This window comes from Streptomyces cynarae (assembly GCF_025642135.1).
GTDB lineage: Bacteria > Actinomycetota > Actinomycetes > Streptomycetales > Streptomycetaceae > Streptomyces > Streptomyces cynarae.
This window is the reverse complement of record NZ_CP106793.1, coordinates 4,169,721-4,192,264: the sequence shown is the minus strand read 5'-3', so window position 1 is coordinate 4,192,264 and position 22,544 is coordinate 4,169,721. Positions and strand designations below refer to the sequence as shown.

At 70.9% G+C, this 22,544-nt stretch carries 23 protein-coding genes; 13 read left to right on the top strand and 10 right to left on the bottom strand.

Annotated elements, in window-relative coordinates:
* Nucleotides 1-323: 323 nt before the first annotated feature.
* On the top strand, nucleotides 324-554 hold the full coding sequence (locus N8I84_RS19195) for a hypothetical protein (RefSeq protein WP_263230684.1): 231 nt from the start codon (nucleotides 324-326) through the stop codon (nucleotides 552-554).
* Between the two features lie 138 nt (nucleotides 555-692).
* Here the strand turns inward: N8I84_RS19195 and N8I84_RS19190 are convergent, their stop codons facing one another.
* Nucleotides 693-1,409 (bottom strand): ASCH domain-containing protein, encoded by a 717-nt coding sequence (locus N8I84_RS19190; RefSeq protein WP_263230683.1) that lies wholly within the window; start codon nucleotides 1,407-1,409, stop codon nucleotides 693-695.
* Nucleotides 1,410-1,513: 104 nt separating this feature from the next.
* Nucleotides 1,514-2,395 (bottom strand): RNA polymerase sigma factor SigJ, encoded by an 882-nt coding sequence (gene sigJ / locus N8I84_RS19185; RefSeq protein WP_263234812.1) that lies wholly within the window; start codon nucleotides 2,393-2,395, stop codon nucleotides 1,514-1,516.
* 198 nt (nucleotides 2,396-2,593) lie between these two features.
* Here sigJ and N8I84_RS19180 point away from each other — a divergent pair, with 198 nt between their 5' ends.
* Nucleotides 2,594-3,049, top strand: coding sequence for a nuclear transport factor 2 family protein (locus N8I84_RS19180; RefSeq protein ID WP_263230682.1), 456 nt, complete (start codon nucleotides 2,594-2,596; stop codon nucleotides 3,047-3,049).
* A gap of 63 nt (nucleotides 3,050-3,112) precedes the next feature.
* Complete coding sequence (locus tag N8I84_RS19175) at nucleotides 3,113-3,688, top strand: NADPH-dependent FMN reductase (protein WP_263230681.1); 576 nt, start codon at nucleotides 3,113-3,115, stop codon at nucleotides 3,686-3,688.
* 143 nt (nucleotides 3,689-3,831) lie between these two features.
* Here N8I84_RS19175 and N8I84_RS19170 read toward each other — a convergent pair whose 3' ends face one another.
* Nucleotides 3,832-4,593, bottom strand: a complete 762-nt coding sequence (locus tag N8I84_RS19170; protein WP_263230680.1) for a phosphoglyceromutase — start codon at nucleotides 4,591-4,593, stop codon at nucleotides 3,832-3,834.
* Between the two features lie 196 nt (nucleotides 4,594-4,789).
* Here N8I84_RS19170 and N8I84_RS19165 point away from each other — a divergent pair, with 196 nt between their 5' ends.
* Entirely contained in the window at nucleotides 4,790-6,046 is a 1,257-nt protein-coding gene (locus tag N8I84_RS19165; protein WP_263230679.1) for an MDR family MFS transporter, read from the top strand.
* Between the two features lie 122 nt (nucleotides 6,047-6,168).
* Here the strand turns inward: N8I84_RS19165 and N8I84_RS19160 are convergent, their stop codons facing one another.
* The 6 genes from N8I84_RS19160 to phoU all read right to left on the bottom strand — a co-directional run bounded on the left by N8I84_RS19160 (nucleotide 6,169) and on the right by phoU (nucleotide 11,483).
* A complete protein-coding gene (locus N8I84_RS19160; protein ID WP_263230678.1) occupies nucleotides 6,169-7,836 on the bottom strand; it encodes a glycoside hydrolase family 55 protein in 1,668 nt (555 codons plus the stop codon).
* Between the two features lie 142 nt (nucleotides 7,837-7,978).
* Nucleotides 7,979-8,479: a type III secretion system chaperone family protein gene (locus N8I84_RS19155; protein ID WP_200421000.1), complete on the bottom strand. Its 501-nt coding sequence runs from the start codon at nucleotides 8,477-8,479 to the stop codon at nucleotides 7,979-7,981.
* Between the two features lie 22 nt (nucleotides 8,480-8,501).
* A complete protein-coding gene (gene mshA, locus N8I84_RS19150) occupies nucleotides 8,502-9,842 on the bottom strand; it encodes a D-inositol-3-phosphate glycosyltransferase (protein ID WP_263230677.1) in 1,341 nt (446 codons plus the stop codon).
* 206 nt (nucleotides 9,843-10,048) lie between these two features.
* Nucleotides 10,049-10,297 (bottom strand): SCO4226 family nickel-binding protein, encoded by a 249-nt coding sequence (locus tag N8I84_RS19145; protein ID WP_263230676.1) that lies wholly within the window; start codon nucleotides 10,295-10,297, stop codon nucleotides 10,049-10,051.
* A gap of 211 nt (nucleotides 10,298-10,508) precedes the next feature.
* The gene (locus N8I84_RS19140; protein WP_263230675.1) at nucleotides 10,509-10,661 is read right to left on the bottom strand and encodes a hypothetical protein; all 153 of its coding nucleotides are present in this window, start codon (nucleotides 10,659-10,661) and stop codon (nucleotides 10,509-10,511) included.
* Between the two features lie 132 nt (nucleotides 10,662-10,793).
* Complete coding sequence (phoU, locus tag N8I84_RS19135; RefSeq protein ID WP_263230674.1) at nucleotides 10,794-11,483, bottom strand: phosphate signaling complex protein PhoU; 690 nt, start codon at nucleotides 11,481-11,483, stop codon at nucleotides 10,794-10,796.
* A gap of 272 nt (nucleotides 11,484-11,755) precedes the next feature.
* Between phoU and N8I84_RS19130 the strand changes: the two genes are divergently transcribed.
* Both N8I84_RS19130 and N8I84_RS19125 read left to right on the top strand, forming a co-directional pair.
* A complete protein-coding gene (locus N8I84_RS19130) occupies nucleotides 11,756-13,078 on the top strand; it encodes a sensor histidine kinase (protein ID WP_263230673.1) in 1,323 nt (440 codons plus the stop codon).
* Nucleotides 13,075-13,755 (top strand): response regulator transcription factor, encoded by a 681-nt coding sequence (locus N8I84_RS19125; RefSeq protein WP_015659563.1) that lies wholly within the window; start codon nucleotides 13,075-13,077, stop codon nucleotides 13,753-13,755. Before N8I84_RS19130 ends, N8I84_RS19125 begins: the two co-directional genes overlap by 4 nt.
* Nucleotides 13,756-14,024: 269 nt before the next feature.
* Here N8I84_RS19125 and N8I84_RS19120 read toward each other — a convergent pair whose 3' ends face one another.
* Entirely contained in the window at nucleotides 14,025-14,690 is a 666-nt protein-coding gene (locus N8I84_RS19120; RefSeq protein ID WP_263230672.1) for a copper chaperone PCu(A)C, read from the bottom strand.
* Between the two features lie 678 nt (nucleotides 14,691-15,368).
* Between N8I84_RS19120 and N8I84_RS19115 the strand changes: the two genes are divergently transcribed.
* The 7 genes from N8I84_RS19115 to N8I84_RS19085 all read left to right on the top strand — a co-directional run bounded on the left by N8I84_RS19115 (nucleotide 15,369) and on the right by N8I84_RS19085 (nucleotide 22,474).
* Nucleotides 15,369-15,851, top strand: a complete 483-nt coding sequence (locus N8I84_RS19115; RefSeq protein WP_003953493.1) for a CarD family transcriptional regulator — start codon at nucleotides 15,369-15,371, stop codon at nucleotides 15,849-15,851.
* Nucleotides 15,852-16,210: 359 nt separating this feature from the next.
* Nucleotides 16,211-16,972, top strand: a complete 762-nt coding sequence (gene ispD / locus N8I84_RS19110; protein WP_263230671.1) for a 2-C-methyl-D-erythritol 4-phosphate cytidylyltransferase — start codon at nucleotides 16,211-16,213, stop codon at nucleotides 16,970-16,972.
* Nucleotides 16,962-17,480, top strand: coding sequence for a 2-C-methyl-D-erythritol 2,4-cyclodiphosphate synthase (gene ispF, locus N8I84_RS19105; RefSeq protein WP_263230670.1), 519 nt, complete (start codon nucleotides 16,962-16,964; stop codon nucleotides 17,478-17,480). The genes ispD and ispF overlap by 11 nt, the downstream gene beginning before the upstream one ends.
* Nucleotides 17,481-17,683: 203 nt before the next feature.
* Complete coding sequence (locus N8I84_RS19100) at nucleotides 17,684-18,091, top strand: PPOX class F420-dependent oxidoreductase (protein ID WP_263230669.1); 408 nt, start codon at nucleotides 17,684-17,686, stop codon at nucleotides 18,089-18,091.
* Between the two features lie 94 nt (nucleotides 18,092-18,185).
* Nucleotides 18,186-19,586, top strand: coding sequence for a cysteine--tRNA ligase (gene cysS / locus N8I84_RS19095; protein ID WP_263230668.1), 1,401 nt, complete (start codon nucleotides 18,186-18,188; stop codon nucleotides 19,584-19,586).
* Nucleotides 19,587-19,700: 114 nt separating this feature from the next.
* The gene (gene rlmB / locus N8I84_RS19090; protein ID WP_263230667.1) at nucleotides 19,701-20,639 is read left to right on the top strand and encodes a 23S rRNA (guanosine(2251)-2'-O)-methyltransferase RlmB; all 939 of its coding nucleotides are present in this window, start codon (nucleotides 19,701-19,703) and stop codon (nucleotides 20,637-20,639) included.
* Nucleotides 20,640-20,785: 146 nt separating this feature from the next.
* Entirely contained in the window at nucleotides 20,786-22,474 is a 1,689-nt protein-coding gene (locus N8I84_RS19085) for a DoxX family protein (protein ID WP_263234811.1), read from the top strand.
* The last annotated feature ends 70 nt before the right edge of the window (nucleotides 22,475-22,544 follow it).

The following is a 22,544-nucleotide window of genomic DNA, read 5'->3' as shown; positions in this document are numbered from 1 at the left end:
TTCGCCGCCGAGTCCCCGGGACGGCCCGAGTCATGCACTCGGGCCGTCCGCTGCCGCGGGACGTGCCTCAGGGGGGCGTCCCGTCAGCTCCGCATCAACTCGCGGTCGGCGGGCGGCCCGGGGGCGGGCCTGATGGTCCCGCCTGCGATAGTGGGCCCGTGCTTCTGGAGCCTGAGAAAACTCTGTTCGTCCGTGGTGCCACGCCCGTGCTCCTGTTGGCCGACGCGCCTGTTCACCATGTCCTTCCGGCACTGACCGTGCCGGACGGGGCAGTGCCCCTCTGTGAAGGCTGGAACATCCTCCCCAGGCTCACGCTGTGTGTCGTGGATGGACCGGGCGAGCACGGACTCGTCGTCCCTGCTCTTGCCGCCCCGGTGCTCGGCGGAGCGGAGGGGGACACTGCCCCCGGTGACATGGCCGACTGGTGCGCCGACGTCGAAGGGGCCGGCGGAGCAGTCGTCCTGTCCATGGACCGACTGCCCGAGGTGCTCGATTGGCCTTTCCTGCTGGGCTCGGGCACCTCACGCGGCGGCTTCGTACCGGCCCTGACCTGACCTGGTCCACCTCTCTACAGGGCTGTCCGCTGCCGAGCGACCTCGGACGGCCCAGAGACGGTCCGACTCGATCGCGAGCCCAGTCGAAAGCCATCGGCTCACCCTGCGGGATCACCCAAGGGTTCCCACACGCACGGGTCAGGCGTCGGCCAAGCGGAAGTGGACGATGGCGATGTCATCGGCGGAACCGATGTCGGGGTAGTGGTACCGCAGCCTGTCGTGGAGTTCCGCGAGATCGCGGAACCCGTCGGCGATGGCGTCCTGCTCGGTCAGTTCGCCGACCTTCTTCGACGTGATCTGCGTGACGACACCCTTCAGTACCACCTCCTCGTCCAGCTCGAAGACCATGTCGACCGGCCCCGTGGCAACCGGGTCCCGGCGTACGGTCGTCGTCTTCCGGCCCGTGCGGACGGCGTCGAGATAGTCCCGATGGAAGTGCAGGGACGGCCTGGCCGGCTCAGGACAGTCCGGTTCGGAGGGCACGGCCTGCTCCGCCCACACATAGCTGTGCGGCAGGAGGTCGGCGATGGAGATGCTGCGGACTCCATCGGGCGTCGGAACCAGGACGCGGATGCCTGGATGGTGGTCGAGGAGGACTTGTCGGTCACGACCGCACGGCGCGAGCACACCGCGGCCCCGGTCGCCGACCGCAACGATCGTCGTGAGGTCACGCGCCCCCGCCGCACGGGCATGCCCGAGCGCCACGAGCTCCGCACAGGGCCCGCCGGTGAAGTGGTAGAGGTTGATGCCACCGAACGTGCGTCCCCGGGCATCCCGGACAGCGGCGCCAACCGTGTGCACCTCCCCGTCGCCGTTGGCCTCCACAATGCGCCGGGCCAACTCGATCAGTTCCATGTCTTCTTGCGTCGGCAAGTGCGGGGTCCCGTTCACGCACAGCACACTACGACGGACGCGGAAGCGACCAGCACGGCCGAGCATGTCGCGCTCGACGACCCGGGTCAGCCCGTCGTCCAGGGGCGGAGCTTTGCGGGGTTGAGCACCGCCCAGATGTGGGTGATCCGATCGCCGGCGATGTCGAACGCGTATACCGCCACGGTGCGGCCGTCCTGCTGGGCGACCAGGCCGGGCCGGCCGTTGACCGTGCGTTCCACGATGGTCACCGTGCCGGGTGCCCTCGCGAAGAGGTCGGTCAGGTAGCGCGCGATCCGCTCGCCGCCTTCGATGGGGCGGAGTGAGGCTCTGGTGACGCCGCCGCCGTCGGCGACCACTGTGGCGTCGGGGTCGAGGAGGCCGATGAGGGCACTGATGTCCTTGGCCTGCCAAGCCTCTTTGAAGTCCCTGACGATGCCGGCCTGGTGGGCCGCCGAGGTCGCGGACGTCTGGGAGGCGCGGATGCGGCGGCGGGCGGAGGAGGCCAGCTGACGGCAGGCGGCGGGTGTGCGGCCGACGATCTCGGCGACTTCGGCGAAGGAGTAGCGGAAGACGTCGTGCAGGATGAACGCGACGCGTTCGGCCGGGGTCATCGATTCGAGCACGACGAGAAAGGCCATGTTGACCGACTCGTCGAGCGTCACCCTGTCGGCCGGGTCGGCCGTGGCGCCGCCTGCCGACGCGGTGGTCCATTGGGTGGGTTCGGGCAGCGGCTCGGGGATCCATTCACCCACGTAGCGCTCGCGCCGGGCCCGTGCCGAGCGAAGCAGGTCCAGGCAGATGCGGCTCGCGACCTTCGTCAGCCAGGCGCCGGGGGACTCGATGGCGTCCTGCTGTCGGCGGGACATGGCGTACCAGCGGGCGTAGGTCTCCTGGACGGCGTCCTCGGCCTCGGCCAGGGAGCCCAGCAGCCGGTAGGCGAGATTGATCAGCTGACGCCGCTCGCTCATGATCGCGCCCAGGCTCTGATCGTCTCCGGTGGTCACGGTCCTCCCCTTGCCTTGCGCCGATCGGATGCGCACTCACCGGATCGACGGGACAGCGCACCGGAATGTGAGGTCGGCGTCCCGCCTGACATCTGGGGGAGCTGCGCCGTCGTACTGCTGACACCGGCACAGCAGCCCCGTGGCTGTGACAGGGAGGAAACGATGAGCGACTTTCAGGTGATCGCGGACCGGGTCGAGATCGAGGCGTTGCGCGGCGAGTTCACCGATGCGGTGATGATGCGCGACTACGACCGTGTCGCGTCGCTGTTCACACCGGACGGCGTGTGGCGGGTGCCCGACATCCCCGCCGAGATGACCGGCCAGGAGCAGATCCGCGCCTGGGGCCGACGGGTACCGGAGTTCGTGGACTTCCTGGTGCAGAACACCCATCCGGGCCTGATCCAGCTCGACGGCGACACCGCGTCCGGCCGTGCGTACATGTCGGAAGTCGGGCGCGGCCGCGACGGCCGGTCCGGGGTGAACTACGCCATCTACCACGACCGCTACCAACGCACCCCGGACGGATGGAAGTTCACCGAACGCGTCTACGAGATCCGGTACCTCGACGAAAGCCCCCTGACGGGCTCCGTGCCCCCGCGCGACGCGGACGCCCGCTGACAGATGCGCCGCGCCACAAAAAGTCGCACCAGCTGCACCAGAAACAGAACAGGAGAATCGGACGTGATCAGGATCGGCATCATCCTCGGCAGCACCCGCCCGGGCCGCAACGGCGAACAGGTCGCCACGTGGGTCCATGACACCGCATCGCGCCGCACCGACGCCGAGTTCGAGCTGATCGACCTGCGTGACCACCCGCTCCCCCACCTGGACGAGCCGCTCGGGGCCATGCACGGCCACTATCAGCACGCGCACACGCAGGCGTGGGCGGCCAGGATCGCCTCGTTCGACGGGTTCGTCCTGGTCACCCCCGAGTACAACAGCTCCACCTCCGGGGTGCTCAAGAACGCCCTCGACTACCTCTTTGCGGAATGGAACAACAAGGCGGTCGGGTTCGTCTCCTACGGCGTCGTCGGCGGCGCCCGGGCGGCCGAACAACTACGGCTGGTCTGCGGCGCCCTGGACATGGCCTGCGTGGGCCGGCAGGTCATGCTGTCACTGATGACCGAGTTCGAGAACTACACCACCCTCAAGCCGGCCGACCACAGCGCCGCCGCACTGGACGCTCTGCTGGACCAGGTCGTCGCCTGGAGCACCGCGCTCACGCCGCTGCGCGCCGCCTCCCGGGCCGCCGCCTGACCAACGCCCAGGATCTGCGGTGTACCCCGGGGGGCCCGCGCCCGTTTCAGGACCCGGGGGCATGAGGGTCCAGAGAGGGCCCAGGCCGTGAAAATGCCCCTGAGCCGCGACATCTGCGCAGCTCAGGGGCATGATCGCAATCCCTACTTCTTCTTGCCCTGGTTCTTGACCGCCTCGATCGCCGCCGCGGCCGCTTCCGGGTCGAGGTACGTGCCGCCGGGAGTGATCGGCTTGAAGTCGGCGTCCAGTTCGTAGGAGAGCGGGATGCCCGTCGGGATGTTCAGGCCGGCGATGTCGGCGTCCGAGATGCCGTCCAGGTGCTTGACCAGGGCGCGCAGGCTGTTGCCGTGGGCCGCGATCAGGACCGTGCGGCCGGCCAGGAGGTCGGGGACGATGCCGTCGTACCAGTACGGGAGCATGCGGAAGACGACGTCCTTGAGGCATTCCGTCCTCGGGCGCAGCTCCGGCGGGATCGTCGCGTAGCGCGCGTCGTCGGCCTGGGAGAACTCCGAGTCGTCCTCGATCGGGGGCGGCGGCACGTCGTAGGAGCGGCGCCAGAGCATGAACTGCTCCTCGCCGAACTCCTGAAGCGTCTGGGCCTTGTCCTTGCCCTGGAGGGCGCCGTAGTGGCGCTCGTTCAGGCGCCAGGAGCGGTGGACCGGGATCCAGTGGCGGTCGGCGGCCTCCAGTGCCAGCTGCGCGGTGCGGATCGCGCGCTTCTGGAGGGACGTGTGGACCACGTCGGGCAGCAGGCCGGCGTCCTTGAGCAGCTCACCGCCGCGGACCGCCTCCTTCTCGCCCTTCTCGTTCAGGTTGACGTCCACCCAGCCGGTGAACAGGTTCTTCGCGTTCCACTCGCTCTCGCCGTGGCGGAGGAGGATCAGCTTGTACGGTGCGTCGGCCATGCCTCAGAGCGTAATCCACGCATTCACCCCCTCGTACGGCCCGCTCGGCAGGCGGACAGTCGGTCGGCGGACGGTTCCCGCGCCGTACGACAGTTGACGGCATCTGTTAATTGAGTGGCCCCTCCCTGCCGCGCGTTTGTAAGTTGTGATCACCGTTCGAGCCGCTTACATGCGCCTACGCCCGTGGGGGACCCTCATGTCGATCGCCGCCGTCAGACGTGCCGCCCGCGAGACCGTCTCGGGGCTTCCCCGCGAGTTCTGGTGGCTGTGGACGAGCACGCTCGTCAACCGGCTGGGCGCCTTCGTCGCCACCTTCATGGCGCTGTACCTGACCCTGGACCGCGGGTACTCCGCCTCGTACGCCGGTCTCGTCGCCTCGCTGCACGGGCTCGGCGGTGTCGTCTCCTCGCTCGGCGGGGGCGTGATGGCCGACCGGCTGGGGCGGCGGCCCACCCTGCTGATCGCGCAGACGTCGACCGCCGGGTTCGTGGCGCTGCTCGGGTTCGTGCGGGACCCCGTCTCCATCGCCGCCGTCGCCTTCTTCGTCGGCATGGCGAGCAACGCCTCCCGGCCCGCCGTGCAGGCGATGATGGCCGACATCGTGCGCCCCGAGGACCGGGTGCGCGCCTTCTCCCTCAACTACTGGGCGATCAACCTGGGCTTCGCGGTGTCCTCCATGGCGGCGGGTTTCATCGCCGAGTTCAGCTATCTCGCCGGGTTCCTGATCGAGGCGGGGATGACGTTGGTCTGCGCGGTCGTCGTCTTCGCGAAGCTGCCCGAGTCGCGGCCCGCTCCCACCGCCAAGGACGCCGCGGGCGACGTCGGCCTCGGGACCGTCGTCCGGGACGGCCGCTTCATGAGCGTCGTCGGGCTGTCCTTCCTCGTCGCGCTCGTCTTCCAGCAGGGGTCCGTCGGTCTGCCGGTCGCCATGGGCGAGGCCGGGTTCTCGCCCGCGGACTACGGCATGGCGATCGCCGTCAACGGCGTGCTGATCGTCGCGCTGCAGATCCCGGTCACCCGCTTCATCGAGCACCGCGACCCGCGCCGGCTGCTGGTGGTCTCCTCCGTGCTCGCGGGGTACGGCTTCGGGCTGACCGCCTTCGCGGGCTCGGTCGGTGTCTTCGCGCTGACGGTGTGCGTGTGGACGCTGGCGGAGATCGTCAACGCGCCCACCCAGACCGGCCTCGTGGTACGCCTCTCCCCGGTGCACGGGCGCGGCCGCTACCAGGGCATGTACACCCTGTCCTGGTCGGTGGCCTCGCTCGTCGCGCCGCTGCTGTCCGGCTTCGTCATCGACCGGCTGGGCGCGGAGTGGCTGTGGGGCCTGTGCGCGGTGGTCGGTACGACGGCCGGGGTCGGCTACGCCGCGCTGATGCGCCGCCTCCCGGGGGAGGAGCCGGCGCGGGGGACGGAGAAGGAGACGGCGGGAGCGGCGGAGGTCGGCGCGGCCTGAGGCGGGCCGACCCGGTCACCACCCCCGCCGGCATCGTCCAGGGCCCAGCCCCCGCTGGGCCCCGCCCTGGTCACGGCCCGCCGGCTCCGCCTTGGTCACGGCACCCGCCGGCCCCACACCGGTCACAGCCCCCGCTGCGCCTCGTACAGGTTCCGCGGCCGTACGGCGTCCGTCGTGCCGTACAGCTCCAGGCGGGAGTGCAGGTCGCCCGTGAAGTCGGGCACGTCGATCTGGTCGAACTCCGTGACCTCGTCGATGCCGACTGTGGCGGAGTACGGCGCCAGGCCGTCGATCTTCATCAGGCCCGCACGGCCGTTCGTCACGCGGATGTTCCAGTGGGTGAAGCGGGCGCCGAAGAGGGGCCCGGCGATGGCGTCACCGCCGTGACGGCCGTTGTTGTTCACGGTGATGTCCGTACGGACGTTCGCGAACGGCAGTCCCCGGTGCGAGTCGAACGTGCCCATCTGCATCTCACCGCGCGACCAGACGTTGTACGAGGACAGGCCCTCCACGTTGATGCCGTGGAGCTGGGTGTCCGGCGGGGCCGGCACGGTCCGCTGCTCGATCGTGAAGTCCTCGATCAGGTTGTCGTGCGAGCCCTCGCGGCAGAAGTAGGGGTGGTGCGAGCCACGGCCCGCCACGCGCGTGCGGCGCAGTGTGCAGGAGGAGGCGGCGACCAGGCCGAAGCCGTTGTCCACGTGCCGCACGACGACGTCGTCCGCCCAGCAGTCGTACGCGCACTGGAACACGACCCCGTTGTAACCCTTGTCCAGCAGGTGCTGGGACTGCGGGGTCTCGATCGCCTGGAGGGTGAGGCCCTCGACGCCCGCGCCGCTCAGCTCCCGTACGTGCGTGGTCAGGCGCGGATCCCACTCCGGGCGCACGTCCAGCGGAAGAGGTCGCTCGAACGTGACCTTCCGGCCCGCCACGCGCGCGACGCGCACGGGCCACTCATAGGGGACGTAGGACGTCAGTTTCGTCTTGTCGTCCCAGGAGTACGCCTGTGGGCCGGGGCCGCCGCCCGACATGTGCTCCAGAAGGGTGTGGCCGGCGTCGTCCGCGAGGCGGAGCAGGACCAGTCGGCCCGGCCTCAGCCGGCGGGCGTCCGCGACCGTGACCGTCCAGGAGCCCTGCCTGGCCGGGGACACCGTGGTCAGCGTCTCCCACTCGTCGCGCTTGTTGCCGGTCCAGCCCTCGAACGGCCATGCCTGCGCCCGGATGGCCGCGACCAGGGAGTCCCAACGGGCCTTGGGCGCCAGCCAGATGAGGCCGCCCGCCCAGGACCAGGACGACTTGGTGCCGCCGTAGCGGGAGCCGTAGACGCCGATCAGCTCGGTCAGGTTCTTCGTCGCGTACAGCGTCGTACGGTCACTGCCCGCGCCCCGCAGCACGACGCCGTCGTACCCGATGTGGATCAGGCCGTCGAGGCGGAAGGTGCCGGGCGGGATGGTGACCGTGCCGCCGCCGGCCCTTCCGGCGTCGGCGATGGCACGGTTGATCGCGGGGGCGCAGTCGGTCGTGCCGTCCGCCACGGCTCCGTAGGCGGTCACGTCGGCCACCACGGGGCGGCGGGGGAAGCGCGCCGTTCCGCGCCGGTGACCGGCCCGGCCCACGTACGGGATCTGCGGATGGGTGAACGGCGCGCGGACGAACTCGTGCCACAGGACGGGCACCTGCCCCCTGGACGGTGTGGCGGCCGCCGTCGTCGTTCCGGTGGCGGCGGCGGCCGCCACGGCGATGGCGCCTGCGAGCAGGCTCCGTCTGCTGAGGTCCGCGTTCCCCTTGCCCATGCCCGAACCGCCTTCCAAGGATTCCCGGGACGAGCCCGAGAGATAAAGTCCATGGATGTGAACGATGTTCAGAACTGTGCTGGCGGTGAGCATGCCACGGGGTTCCACGGTGTGGAAGGGGTCGTGCGGCGATGAAGGGAGGTCAGTTCTCGGGTCGCTGGGTCAGATGACTGAACGCCTCCAGGTTGCGGGTGGACTCCCCGCGGGACACCCGCCAGGCGTACTCCTTGCGGATCGCGGACGCGAAACCCAGCTCCAGGAGGGTGTTGAAACTGCCGTCGGCCGCCTCCAGGACCGAGCCGAGCAGTCGGTCCACCTCGTCCGGGGTGACCGCGGCCAGCGGCAGCCGGCCGGTGAGGTAGATGTCGCCGAGCGGGTCGACGGCGTAACTCACCCCGTAGAGCTTGAGGTTGCGCTCCAGCAGCCAGCGGTGCACCGCGGGCTCGTTCTCGTCGGGGTGGCGGATCACGAAGGCGTTGAGGGACAGCGAGTGCCGGCCGACGATCAGTGAGACGGTCGTCGACAGCTTTCGCGTCCCGGGGAGCTTCACGACGAACGAGCCCGACTGCGGGCTCTCCCACTCCAGTTCGGCGTCCTTCAGGACCCCTTCGATGACCTGTGCGGCGCGCTGCTCATCGGACATGTCAGGCAGCGTACGCGAGGTGTCAGCCGTGGTGGGCGCGCGCCCGGCGGCGGTGGGCCTGCATGGCCTCCGTGTACACCCCGGCGGTCGCGGAGGCCGCCGCGTCCCAGCCGAACGACCCGGCGTGCCGGGCCGCGGCCTCGCCCATGCGGGCGCACAGCTGCGGGTCGTCGGCGAAATCGCGCAGCACGCGCGCGTACGCGGCGGGATCGTGGCCCTCGACCAGGAACCCGGTGTGCCCGTCCCGCACGGCGACGGGCAGCCCCCCGACCGCGGCCGCCAGGACCGGCGTGCCGACGGCCTGTGCCTCGATCGCGACGAGCCCGAAGGACTCGCTGTACGACGGCATCACCAGGACGGACGCCGCGCGGAACCAGTCGGCGAGCTCGTCCTGCCGCACCGGCGGCCGGAAGCGGACGACGTCGGATATGCCCAGCCGGGCGGCGAGCTTCTGCAACCCCTCCGGCTTGGCGAGCCCGCTGCCGCTGGGGCCTCCCACGACGGGCACGACGATGCGGGAGCGCAGCTCGGGGCGCTCGTCGAGGAGGACGGCGACGGCGCGCAGCAGCACGTCGGGCGCCTTGAGGGGCTGTATGCGTCCGGCGAAGAGCGGGATCAGCGCGTCCTGCGGCAGCCCGAGCCGGGCCCGGGCGGCGGCCCGGCCGTCGGCGGGCCGGAAGCGCTCCAGGTTCACCCCGGGATGGACGACGGCCACCTTGCCGGGGTCGGCGGCGTAGTGGCGTACGAGTTCGTCGGCCTCTTCGGAGGTGTTGGCGATGAGCCGGTCGGCGGCGGCCACGATCTGCATCTCACCGATGACCCGGGCGGCGGGCTCGGGGGTGTCGCCCTCGGCGAGGTTGGCGTTCTTGACCTTGGCCATGGTGTGCATGGCGTGCACCAGGGGGACGCCCCAGCGCTGGGCGGCCAGCCAGCCGACGTGGCCGGAGAGCCAGTAGTGGGAGTGCACGAGGTCGTAGTAGCCGGGGCGGTGACCGGCCCACGCCTGCATCACACCGTGCGTGAAAGCGCACAGCTGGGCCGGGAGGTCCTCCTTGGCCAGCCCCTCGTACGGTCCGGCGTCGACGTGCCGGACGAGCACGCCCGGGGTCAGCTGGACGGCCGGCGGCAGAGCGGCCGTGGTGGCCCGGGTGAACACCTCGACCTCGATGCCCAGGTCGGCGAGCCGCTGGGCCAGCTCCACGATGTAGACGTTCATGCCGCCGGCGTCACCCGTGCCGGGTTGGTGCAGCGGTGAGGTGTGCACGGAGAGCATGGCCACACGGCGGGGCCTGCGGTGCGGCAGCCGCAGCCGCGAGGTGGTCGCCGGGGAGCGACGCCCGAGCCTGGTGACGTACTGGCTCACGTGGCGTTCCTCCTTGCTGCGGGCATGCCTGTGCGGACGGCGCGGAACACCCTCCAAGGAGACGAACGCCGCGCGAGTGCGCACCATTTCCCGCGGAGGCGGTTTTACTCAATCATTGCCATGTGTCGGTCAACCGTTCGAGGCGCGGGGGCTCTGAGCCGGTGCCCGTCCGGTGGCCGCGTGAGGTCGACAGGGGGTCGGCGGCTTCAGGTCGACAGGGGGACAGGGTGGATCTCGTCCGCCTTGTGGCCTGCGCGTTCGTGGATGCGCTGGACCGCCTCGGCCGAAGGGGCCTCGGACAGGCAGTAGACCGTTCCGGACTCCGGGTCCGCCCATGCGTGCTGGAAGTGCACGCCCTCTTCCTCCTCGATGGCGAGGTCGGCCTGGTGTGCCGCACTCAGCTGATCGGCCGTGATGCCCCTCATACCGCGGTGGATGTCCATGAACTGGGCCATGGCTTGGTACCTCGTTCCTGGTCCGCCCCCGTCTTCCCTTCCCTTCCCTTCCTTTCTTTTCCTTCCTTCTCTTTCATGCTGCGCTCGTGGGCTTTCCCACGCATACGAGGGGCCCCGGCAGTGCGCCGGGACCCCTCGTCGTCGTAGGTCCGTGTTCCGTTGTCGTGCTGTCGTGCTGCCGTGCTGTCGTGCTGTCGTGCGCGATGTGCCGTCAGCCGCACTGGCAGGGCGCGCCCGACTGGCATCCGCATCCGCAGCCGGAGCCGCAGCCGCAGGCGCCGACCAGCGGCAGGCTTGCGATCTCGGCGGGCTGCTGGGTCTCGCGCTCCTGCGTGGGGTCGGACGTGCTCGGGGTCTCGGCCATGAGTCGCTCCTCGAAGGATGTCGAGACTGGTGCCTCCGCCCATTGCATGCCCGCTCGGCCGGGCGCATCAACGGCGCACGGGGGCTCGTACCCGCCCGGCCGGCCTTCTTCAGGCCCCTTGCGGGCTCCCCGTCACGCGCCCTCGACGCCCGTCACCGGCTGGACATCGGGCTGGAGGGCGTCCGCGTGCTCGCCGGTCACCAGGTACACCACCCGCTTGGCCACCGCGACAGCGTGGTCGGCGTAGCGCTCGTAGTAGCGGCCCAGCAGGGTCACGTCCACGGCGGTCTCGATGCCGTGCTTCCAGCGCTCGTCGATCAGGTGCTGGAAGAGGGTGCGGTGCAGCAGGTCCATCTCGTCGTCGTCCTGCTCGAGCTGCAGCGCCAGGTCGACGTCCTTGGTGACGATCACCTCGGCCGCCTTGGCCATCAGGCGCTGGGCGAGCTGGCCCATCTCCAGGATGGTGGCGTGCAGGTCGTGCGGCACGGCGCGCTCGGGGAAGCGCAGCCGGGCCAGCTTCGCGACGTGCTGGGCGAGGTCGCCCGAGCGCTCGAGGTCCGCGCTCATCCTGAGCGACGTCACCACGATGCGCAGATCCGTCGCCACCGGCTGCTGGCGGGCCAGGAGGGCTATCGCGCGCGCCTCCAGGTCGTGCTGGAGGTCGTCGACCTTCTGGTCGGCCTCGATCACGGCCTCCGCCAGCTTCAGGTCGGCGTCGAGGATGGCCGTCGTGGCACGCCCGATCGCCGACCCGACCAGCCGGGCCATCTCGACCAGGCTGTCACCGATCGAGTCAAGTTCCTCGTGGTACGCGTCCCGCATCTGGGTGTCCCTCTCTTACGTCTGCTCCGGGGGCCGGGGGGTCGGGCGCCGGGGCCCGTCGCCGTCATGACGAGAACACCGCCGCCATGACGAGAACACGGCGGACACGGCGCCCTACGCACCCCACGCTCCCACGTTCCGGCCCGTACGCGACTGTTTCCGCCATCCCGAATGAACCAATACTGGCTCCCAGGTGAACTCTGGGCGACGAGTGTTCGAGGTCGCACTCCGATGGCTGTGGGCAGGTGCGAGGAGCTGCCTAATCTGGACGCATGGACGTGAACGCGGCGGTCGCCGCAGCGGCAGCGATCGCCGGAGTGCTCACCGGTGTCATCGCCATGCTGGCGTTCCGCTGGAGCGAGCGCGACCAGAAGCGCCCCACCCGCACTTCCCTGCACACCGACCCCGTGCTGCCGCCGGGCGTGGACACGGTGCTGTCCGTCCTGCGCTCCTCGGCCGTCGTCCTCGACGAGGCCGACGCCGTCGTCAAGGCCAGCTCCGCAGCCTATGCGCTCGGGCTGGTGCGCGGCGGCAGGCTCGCCGTCGAGCCGATGCTCCACATGGCACGTGACACCCGGCGCGACGGCGAGATACGCCAGGTCGAGCTGGACCTGCCGCGGCGCGGCACCGGACGCGGGGAGGCGCTCGCCGTCTCCGCGCGCGTGGCGCCGCTCGGCTCCCGGCTTGTCCTGCTGCTCGTCGAGGACCTCACCGAGGCCCGCCGGATAGAGGCGGTGCGCCGCGACTTCGTGGCGAACGTCAGCCACGAACTGAAGACACCGGTGGGTGCCCTGTCGCTGCTCTCCGAGGCCGTGATGGACGCCTCCGACGACCCCGAGGCCGTGCAGCGCTTCGCGGGCCGGATGCAGGTCGAGGCCACCCGCCTGACCAACCTCGTGCAGGAGCTCATCGACCTCTCCCGGGTGCAGAACGACGACCCGCTGGAGGACGCCGAGCCCGTGCGCGTCGACGAACTGGTCGCCGAGGCCATCGACCGATGCCGGCACGCGGCCACCACCAAGCAGATCACCATGGCCTCGAATGTATGGGTGCCCGAAGGGCCCGATCAGGGTGGTGGTGGACGAGGGCTGGGAGGCCCCGCGGAACTGCACGTGTGGGGCAACCGCGGACAGCTCGCCGCCGCCCTCGGCAACCTCGTGGAGAACGCCGTCAACTACTCGCCCGCCCGCACCCGCGTAGGCATCGCCGCCCGCCGGGTGTCCGCGCACGGCGGCGACCTCATCGAGATCGCGGTCACCGACCAGGGCATCGGCATCTCCGACAAGGACAAGGAGCGCATCTTCGAGCGCTTCTACCGCGTCGACCCGGCCCGCTCCCGTGCCACGGGCGGCACCGGCCTCGGCCTTGCGATCGTCAAGCATGTGGCCGCCTCGCACGGCGGGGAGGTCACGGTGTGGAGCTCCGAGGGTCAGGGCTCCACCTTCACCCTGCGGCTGCCGGAGGCGGGTGCGGCCCGCGACCGTGCGACCGATCATCCGTCCGACCTCGATGACGAGGACGGCCCGCCCTACGGGACGACCCCCACCGTCTCATCCCCGTACGAACCGCTTCCCGCCCCGGAGGTCCTTCCGTGACCCGAGTGCTCGTCGTCGAGGACGAGGAGTCCTTCTCCGACGCCCTGTCGTACATGCTCCGCAAGGAGGGCTTCGAGGTCGCCGTCGCGACCACCGGGCCCGACGGACTCGACGAGTTCGAGCGCAACGGCGCCGACCTCGTCCTCCTCGACCTGATGCTGCCGGGTCTGCCCGGCACGGAGGTGTGCCGCCAACTGCGCGGTCGCTCCAACGTCCCCGTCATCATGGTGACCGCCAAGGACAGCGAGATCGACAAGGTCGTCGGGCTGGAGATAGGGGCCGACGACTACGTCACCAAGCCGTTCTCCTCGCGGGAGCTGGTCGCCCGGATCCGGGCCGTGCTGCGCCGGCGCGGCGAGCCGGAGGAGGTGACGCCGGCGGCGCTGGAGGCGGGTCCGGTGCGGATGGACGTCGACCGTCACGTGGTCACGGTCTCCGGGTCGAAGGTCGACCTGCCGCTGAAGGAGTTCGACCTGCTGGAGATGCTGCTGCGCAACGCGGGCCGCGTGCTGACCCGTATGCAGCTCATCGACCGGGTCTGGGGCGCGGACTACGTGGGCGACACCAAGACCCTCGACGTCCACGTCAAGCGCCTGCGGGCCAAGATCGAGCCGGACCCGGGTGCCCCGCGGTACCTGGTGACGGTCCGCGGCCTCGGCTACAAGTTCGAGCCGTAAGCCGTGAGCCGTAAGCCGTGAGCCGTGAGCCGTGAGCCATGTGCCGTGAGCCGTGAGCCGTTCAGTCGCGAGCCATAACGACGACGGCGGCGGCGTGCCGGCGCACGGATTGCCGACGAAGGGCGGGACTCCTGGCGGAGTGCCCGCCCTCCGTGCGTGTGGGTGCCTGCCGCGGTGTCGGCGGCCGTGCCCGCCCCGCGCGGGCCCGTACGACGAAGGGCGGCACCCCGCTGGGGGCGCCGCCCTTCGTCGTACGGGTCCGGCGTGCCTCAGTGGCTCGGGGACTTCGACGCGGTCGCCGACGGGGAGCGCTCGGCGCCCGCGGCCGGGGAACCCTGCACCGACGTCGACGGCTTGGGGGAGCCCGGCTTCGAGGTGGCCGGGGAGGCGGAGGCGGTGGCCGACGGCGACGGGATGTTGCTCGGGCCCCACTTGGTGAAGTAACTCTCGGCGGGAACCACGAACGCCCGCAGGCTCACGTCCCCGGCCTCGCTGAAGCTGAACGTGATCTTCTGCGCGTTGCCGTCCTGCACGGCCTCCCGGCTGCTCGGCAGCACCGCGGAGGCGTTGCCCTTGCCGCCGATCACGAGGGAGCCGCCGGCCGGGATGGTCAGCTTGCCCTTGCCCTTGCCCGAGGCGGGGCTGAGCTCTGCGGTCTTGCCGGTGTCGTCGACCGTGATGGAGTCCAGCGTCTGGTCCGTGCGGCCTGCGTTGAAGATCGTCGCGGAGATCACGGCGGGCCCGGTGGACTTCGGGTCCGGCTGGGTGATGACGAGCGCGTTCTGGATCTTGAGATTTCCGACGCTGGTCGCCGCGTTGTCCGGCTTGACCTGGAGCGTCTGGCTGTCGTTGCCGGCGCCGCAGGCGGCGAGCGAGGCGATCGAGAACGCGATGGCGGCGGCGGCGAGGGCGCCGCGTCGAAGGCTGCTGCTCACGGCGGCGGCAACTCCTTGTACGTGGGCGAAGCAGGGCGACCCCCTGATAAAGCCGCCCTAAGTATCTGTCAGCGGCCTTAGGTTACCGAGCCGCCCCCGGGCCACCGCACCCGACCCTCCCCAAGCCCGGCACTTCGCCTCGCGGGTCCGGCCCCGGCGGCAGCGCGCCCCACCGCTGCCAGGGAGGCGGCGCAGGACTCAGCTTGTTCCACAGCAGTCCCATCTGCCACTTTGACGACTCCTGACTCATCATTCACATAAGCGTCTCCTCACCCGCCCCGGGGATTTCCCGTAAGGAATGCGAGGCGGGTTGCGAGACAGGTGCCGAAAATCGATCACCGACGCAACAACCGCGCCTCGCCGGAGCCCTTGATCAATTCCGGATTCGACTCGTACCCGCCTCCGCGCACCGAACGGAGTAGCGGAAGTCGATCACTTGAGGGTGGACAAAAGCGGATGTTTCGGGCACGCTCGGAGCCCTGCGACGCGTGTAACGCCCGGGTTTCACCCCGCCCGCGCAGCCGCTCCGACCTGCGAATACCCTCTTCCGCTCACCCCTCGAAGCACGTTCCGGTCGCGCTTGTCAAGCCCCGAGATATGCCCTGACCTGCGAAAACGCCATTCAGATGACGCGGTTTCCGTGTTACCCTGGATAGCCACGGAAGGGGTACCTGTCACATGACGTTCAAGGTTGGCGACACCGTGGTCTATCCCCATCACGGGGCCGCGCTGATCGAGGCCATCGAAACTCGCCAGATCAAAGGCGTGGACAAGACCTACTTGGTGCTGAAGGTCGCCCAGGGCGACCTGACGGTGCGTGTGCCAGCGGACAATGCGGAGTTCGTCGGCGTGCGTGATGTGGTCGGTCAGGACGGGCTGGACCGGGTCTTCGAGGTGCTGCGCGCGCCGTACGCCGAGGAGCCCACGAACTGGTCTCGTCGTTACAAGGCAAACCTGGAGAAGCTCGCCTCCGGCGACGTCATCAAGGTCGCGGAAGTCGTGCGTGACCTGTGGCGCCGTGAGCGCGAGCGCGGACTCTCCGCCGGTGAGAAGCGGATGCTCGCCAAGGCCCGGCAGATCCTGGTGAGCGAGCTCGCCCTCGCGGAGAACACGAACGAGGACAAGGCCGAGGCTCTCCTCGACGAGGTCCTCGCGTCCTGACGCCCGTCCCGGCCCGCTCGCTCCCCGGCCAGGAGCGTGGCGGACCGACCGGCGCACAGCACACACGCGATGCCGCGGTGCCCGATGACACAGTAGATGTCGCCGGGCGCTGCGGCATGTTCGTACCCGTCACTGCCCGACGTACCCATGACGCCGCGGCCTGAACCTCAGGTGCAACAGCCGGAACGCGAAAGCCCCTGCCCGATCCCTGTGCCGACGGGGAAACCCCCGATACTTGGCGTGCCGGGCCCGGGCAGTCGGCTCGACCAGAAGTCACGGAAGGGTCCGGTCAAGGCGTCGCGCCCGGCACGGTGTGGCCATACCCATCCCGGCCGAGCACACAAACCTGACAGGAACCGATGTCTGACGTTTCGCGCCCTTCGACCATCGAGCCACCCGCCGTCCGCACCGCCGCGGTGATCCCGGCCGCCGGCCGGGGCGTACGCCTCGGCCCGGGCGCCCCCAAGGCGCTCCGCGCGCTCGGTGGCGTTCCCATGCTCATCCACGCCGTCCGGGCGATGGCGGCGTCCCGCGCGGTCTCCCTCGTCATCGTCGTGGCCCCGCCCGACGGGACCGCCGAGGTCAAGTCGCTGCTCGACGCGCACGCGCTGCCGGAGAGGACGGACTTCCTGGTCGTCCCCGGCGGCGAGACGCGCCAGGAGTCCGTGCGGCTCGGCCTCGACGCCCTGCCGCCCGAGTACGGGATCGTCCTGGTCCACGACGCGGCCCGCCCCCTGGTGCCGGTGGACACGGTGGACGCGGTGATCGAGGCGGTACGGGAGGGCGCGCCGGCCGTCGTTCCGGCGCTGCCGCTCGCCGACACGGTGAAGGAGGTCCAGCCGGCCGCCGCGCCCGGCGAGCCCGAACCGGTCGTCGCCACCCCCGACCGCGCCCGGCTGCGCGCGGTGCAGACCCCGCAGGGCTTCGACCGCGCGACGCTGATCCAGGCCCACGAGACGGTCACGGACAACGTCACGGACGACGCGAGCATGGTGGAGCAGCTCGGGCTGCCGGTCGTCGTGGTCCCCGGCCACGAGGAGGCCTTCAAGGTCACGCGGCCGCTGGACCTGGTGCTCGCCGAGGCGGTTCTGACCCGCAGGAGGCTCACCGATGGGTTCTGAAGCCTCCGATGTCCGGCTGCCGCCGGGTGGGCCGCTGCTGCCCCAGGTGGGCATCGGCACCGACATCCACGCCTTCGAGGAGGGTCGGGAGCTGTGGTGCGCGGGCCTGAAGTGGGACGGCGAGGGGCCCGGCCTCGCGGGTCACTCCGACGCGGACGTGGTCGCACACGCCGCGTGCAACGCGCTCTTCTCCGCCGCCGGCCTCGGCGACCTGGGGCAGCACTTCGGCACCGGGCGGCCCGAGTGGTCCGGGGCGTCCGGGGTGACGCTGCTCGCGGAGGCGGCACGGATCGTGCGCGAGGCGGGGTTCCGGATCGGGAACATCGCGGTCCAGGTCGTGGGGCCGCGCCCGAAGATCGGCAGACGCCGCGACGAGGCGCAGAAGGTCCTCTCGGAGGCGGCGGGCGCACCGGTCTCGGTCTCCGGCGCCACGACGGACGGCCTCGGCTTCCCCGGCCGGGACGAGGGCCTGATGGCGGTGGCGACGGCGCTCGTGGTGCGAGTGTGACGGGACTCTTGCCGGGCCTTTGCTGAGGGCGGCGTCCTCTGTGCGTCTGTGCTGAGGGCGGCGCTCTCGGTGCGCCTTTGCTGAGGGCGGCGCTCGTGGCGCACGTGTGATGCGGACGGCGCTCGTGGTGCGGGCGTGCCGAGAGCGTGCGAGGGTACCGGCAGAGTGACCAGCGACACACGACCCAGGTCCCGGAGGCACCCATGCCGACCGCCGTACTGTCCGACCGCCTCAAGAGCCTGCTCGACAGCCCCGTCTTCATCGTCGTCGGCACGCTCCAACCCGACGGCGGCCCGCAACTGTCCCCCGTGTGGGTCAAGCGGGACGGCGACGACATCCTCTTCTCCACGACCGTCGACCGCCGCAAGAAGCTGAACCTGGACCGCGACCCCAGGGTGAGCGTGGTGGTCCTGAACCCCGATGCGCCGTACGAGTACGCGGAGATCCGCGGCACCGCGGAGATGAGCACCGAGGGCGCCCGCGAACTGATCGACGAACTGTCGCTGAAGTACACGGGAAAGAAATACGCAGAGTTCAACCCGGCGTCGGCGCAGGACGCGGACCGGGTGGTGGTGCGGGTGGTGCCGCGGAAGGTGGCGGGGCGGCTCTGAGGCGAGGGACGCCTGCCGCATCCGCCGCATGATCGGGTGACGGTCTTGGCGGGCTGGGCGCCGGACACCGGTCCCGGCCCACTACTCTGGACTCGTGACTATTCGCCTGTACGACACCAGCGCCCGGCAGATCCGTGACTTCACCCCGCTCAAGCCGGGTTGTGTCTCGATCTACCTGTGTGGCGCCACCGTGCAGGCCGCGCCGCACATCGGGCACATCCGCTCGGGCCTCAACTTCGACATCATGCGCCGGTGGTTCGAGTACCGCGGGTACCAGGTGACCTTCGTCCGGAACGTCACCGACATCGACGACAAGATCATCGCGAAGTCCGCGGACCAGGGCCGCCCCTGGTGGGCCATCGGGTACGAGAACGAGCGCGCCTTCGACGACGGGTACACCGTGCTCGGCTGCCTCCCGCCGACGTACGAGCCGCGCGCCACCGGGCACATCACCGAGATGGTCGAGATGATGCGCGCTCTCATCGAGCGCGGGCACGGCTACGAGGCGGACGGCAACGTCTACTTCGACGTGCGGTCCTTCCCGGAGTACCTCCAGCTGTCCAACCAGGAGCTGGAGAACCTCCAGCAGCCCTCCGGTGTCGGGGAGACCGGCAAGCGGGACCCGCGCGACTTCGCCATGTGGAAGGCCGCCAAGCCCGGCGAGCCCACCTGGGAGACGCCCTGGGGACGCGGCCGCCCCGGGTGGCACCTGGAGTGCTCGGCCATGGCGCACAAGTACCTGGGTTCCGCCTTCGACATCCACGGCGGCGGCCTCGACCTCATCTTCCCGCACCACGAGAACGAGATCGCCCAGGCCAAGGCCTTCGGCGACGAGTTCGCCCGGTACTGGGTGCACAACGCCTGGGTCACCATGAGCGGCGAGAAGATGTCGAAGTCCCTCGGGAACTCGGTGCTCGTCTCCGAGATGGTCAAGCAGTGGCGGCCCATCGTGCTCCGGTACTACCTGGGCACGCCGCACTACCGCTCGATGATCGAGTACAGCGAGGAGTCCCTGCGCGAGGCCGAGTCCGCGTTCGCGCGCATCGAGGGCTTCGTGCAGCGCGTCGTCGAGAAGGCCGGAGGTGTCGTCGAGCCCGCCGCCGAGGTGCCGCCCGCCTTCGCCGAGGCCATGGACGACGACCTGGGTGTGCCGCAGGCGCTGGCCGTGGTGCACACCACCGTCCGGCAGGGCAACAGCGCGCTCGCGGCCGACGACAAGGAGGCCGCCGTGGCCCGGCTCGCCGAGGTGCGCGCCATGCTCGGCGTCCTCGGCCTCGACCCGCTCGACGCCCAGTGGGCCGGCGAGGGCGACCGCGGCGAGGACCTGCACGGTGTGGTCGACAGCCTCGTGGGCCTGGTGCTCCAGCAGCGGGAGGCGGCCCGCGCCCGCAAGGACTGGGCCACCGCGGACGCCATCCGCGACCAGCTCAACCAGTCCGGGCTCGTCATCGAGGACAGTCCGCAGGGCCCGCGCTGGACGCTCGGCCCGCGCTGATCCCACCGCCGATCCGATGATCGATTGTGCCGCCCGGCCCTCCGGGCGGCACACTGCATAGATGTAAGAGACGTACTGGACGTACGTACGAACGCTTCAACAGACAGGTAGGTCATGGCCGCGAACAACCGCCGCATGTCCGGCAAGAAGGGCGCGCAGGTCGGCAGCGGCGGCAAGCGACGCCGGGGCCTGGAGGGCAAGGGCCCGACTCCGCCCGCCGAGATGCGCAAGGGACACGCCAAGCAGCGCGCCGTACAGGCGAAGGCGCGCCGCGCTCAGGGGCGCCCCCAGCGTCGCACGGGTGGGAAGTCCTCCTCCGAGCTGGTCGTCGGGCGCAACCCGGTGGTCGAGGCGCTGCGCGAGGGCGTGCCCGCCTCCACGCTCTACGTCCAGCAGTTCATCGACAACGACGAGCGCGTGCGCGAGGCGCTGCAGCTCGCCTCCGAGCGCGGCGGCATCAACCTCATGGAGGCGCCCCGCCCCGAGCTGGACCGGATGACGAACGGGCTCAACCACCAGGGCCTCGTCCTCCAGGTCCCGCCGTACGAGTACGCGCACCCGGAGGACCTCGCCGACGCCGCCTACGACGAGGGCGAGGACCCGCTGATCGTCGCCCTCGACGGGGTCACCGACCCGCGGAACCTCGGCGCCGTGGTCCGTTCCGTCTCCGCCTTCGGCGGGCACGGGGTGGTCGTGCCCGAGCGGCGCGCGGCCGGTATGACCGCCGGTGCGTGGAAGACCTCCGCCGGTACGGCCGCCCGTACGCCCGTCGCCCGCGCCACCAACCTGACGCGCGCCCTGGAGGCGTACAAGAAGGCCGGGATCACGGTCGTCGGGCTCGCCGCCGACGGGGATGTCGAACTCGGTGAGCTGGACGCGCTGGAGGGGCCGGTCGTCGTGGTCGTCGGCAGCGAGGGCAAGGGGCTGTCGCGGCTGGTCGGCGAGACCTGCGACCTCCGGGTGCGGATCCCCATGCCGGGTGGCGCCGAGTCGCTCAACGCCGGTGTGGCGGCGGGGATCGTGCTGTACGAGGCCGCCCGCCGACGCGCGTGACACCGACGGGCCGGAGGATGCGGACAGACGTTCGCATCCTCACTCGTACGGGGGAATTCGGTCGTACAGGGCAAGCTTGACGGGGTCCGGACAGATCCGCGGAGTCAAAGCAGTGTCCTAACCACACGTCACTCGGTTAGATGAGTGTGGAGACCAGAACACGCCGCACACCCACGGGGGACCGGTCGTCCGGGTTCGACGACGCTCCCGCGCTGAGCATGGTGAAGGTGCCGAGCGACCCGGCGCAGGTCATCGTCAATCATGCGAGTTTCCGCGTGCAGTTGGGTGCGTCGGCGCGCCGCGCCCAGTACCCGCGGGTCGCCCGGCAGGTCGGCGGCGCGCAGGACGTCGCGCGCATGCCCGTCGCTGGTACGGCGGGGCAGGCCGGCCGCCGTCGGCCCGTCGTCTGGAGCGGTAAGTCGGCGCCCGACGACACCGGTGCGCACCGGCTGCTCCAGGCCGTACGGACGTCGAGCGTGGTGCACGGCGAGGAGGCGGGCGGCGACCCGGGCGCGACCCAGGTCATCCCGCGCGTCGGACTGGACGGCCTGGCGGGCACCGGCGGCTACGACGACCACCTGACCGCACAGACGCTTCAGACGCCGGTCGTCGGTGCCCAGCGCGGTCCGCTGGCCGGGGAGACCCGGCTGCTGCCGCCGATGCGGAGTGTGGAAAGCGCCTACGACGACGTCGCGTACGACGGGCACAGGCACGCCTACGGCGAACCGCCGTACCGGGACGGCGAGTTCGCGGACACGGCGCGCACCGAGGAACTCGCGAACGGGCCGCGGAGCAGGCGGCACGGCGGCGACCACGTACGGCACGCCTACTACCCCGGGCGTCGGATGAACCTCGGCGTGGTGCTGCTGCCGTTGCGCATCTTCCTCGGCTCCGTCTCCGCCTACGCCGGCATGGGCAAGCTCTGCGACCCCCTCTACTTCGACGGCGGGAAACGGGGGTCCATGGTCACCTGGCTGAACACTCTGCACCCCTGGCAAGTCGCCGAGCCGCTACGGGAGTTCGCGCTCCACCACCCCGTCGGCACCGGCCTGGTCATCGCCTTCCTCCAGGTGATCGTGGGCGTGCTGACCGTCCTCGGGCTGTGGCAGCGGGTCGCGGCCGCGGCCGGGGCGCTGCTGTCGGCGGCACTGATCGTGACGGTGAGCTGGCGGACCACCCCCGGATACGACGCGCCCGACATCATCTACCTCGCCGCCTGGTCGCCGCTGGTCATCGCGGGGGCGCCGGTGTACTCCGTGGACGGCCGTCTGGCGGGGAGCGCGTGGCGCCGGCTCGGGCCGCGGGCGGACATCTGGGAGCTGCGGCAGTACGTGCTGCGCCGGGGCGCCGTGGTGACGGGGCTGGTGACCGGGGTGACGCTGCTGGTCGGCTCGCTGCTCGGCGGGGCGGTGCGGGACGCGGACCGCGTGGTCGTGCCCGGGCCCGGAGAGGCGCCGCGCAACGAACTGCCGGGTTCACCGCTGCCCGGGACGCCGGGGGCGCGGCAGCACAAGGCGAGCCCCTCGGCCTCGCAACCGCCGACGACCCAGGGCACGACCTCGTCGCCGTCGAGCACGGCCAGGACGCCGGCCACGGCGGGCGCGACCGGTTCGGTCACGGGCGGCCAGCCGAGCCAGACCCAGGGCAGCGTGGGCCAGGCCCCGCGCCGCCACTCGTCCCCGTCCGGGCGCGCCCCCGGCACCAGTGCGGGCCCCTCCTCGTCGGGCGGCACGGGCACGGCAGGCCCGACCGGCGGCTCGACGGGCGGCACAGGGGGAGGCGGCGGCAGCAGCTCCGGCGGCTCCGACCACTTGGTGGGCGGGCTGCTGGGGTAGCCCGACGTTCCCGCACGAAGGGGCCCGCACATGGTGTGCGGGCCCCTTCGTGCGGGAACAGGCGTGTCTG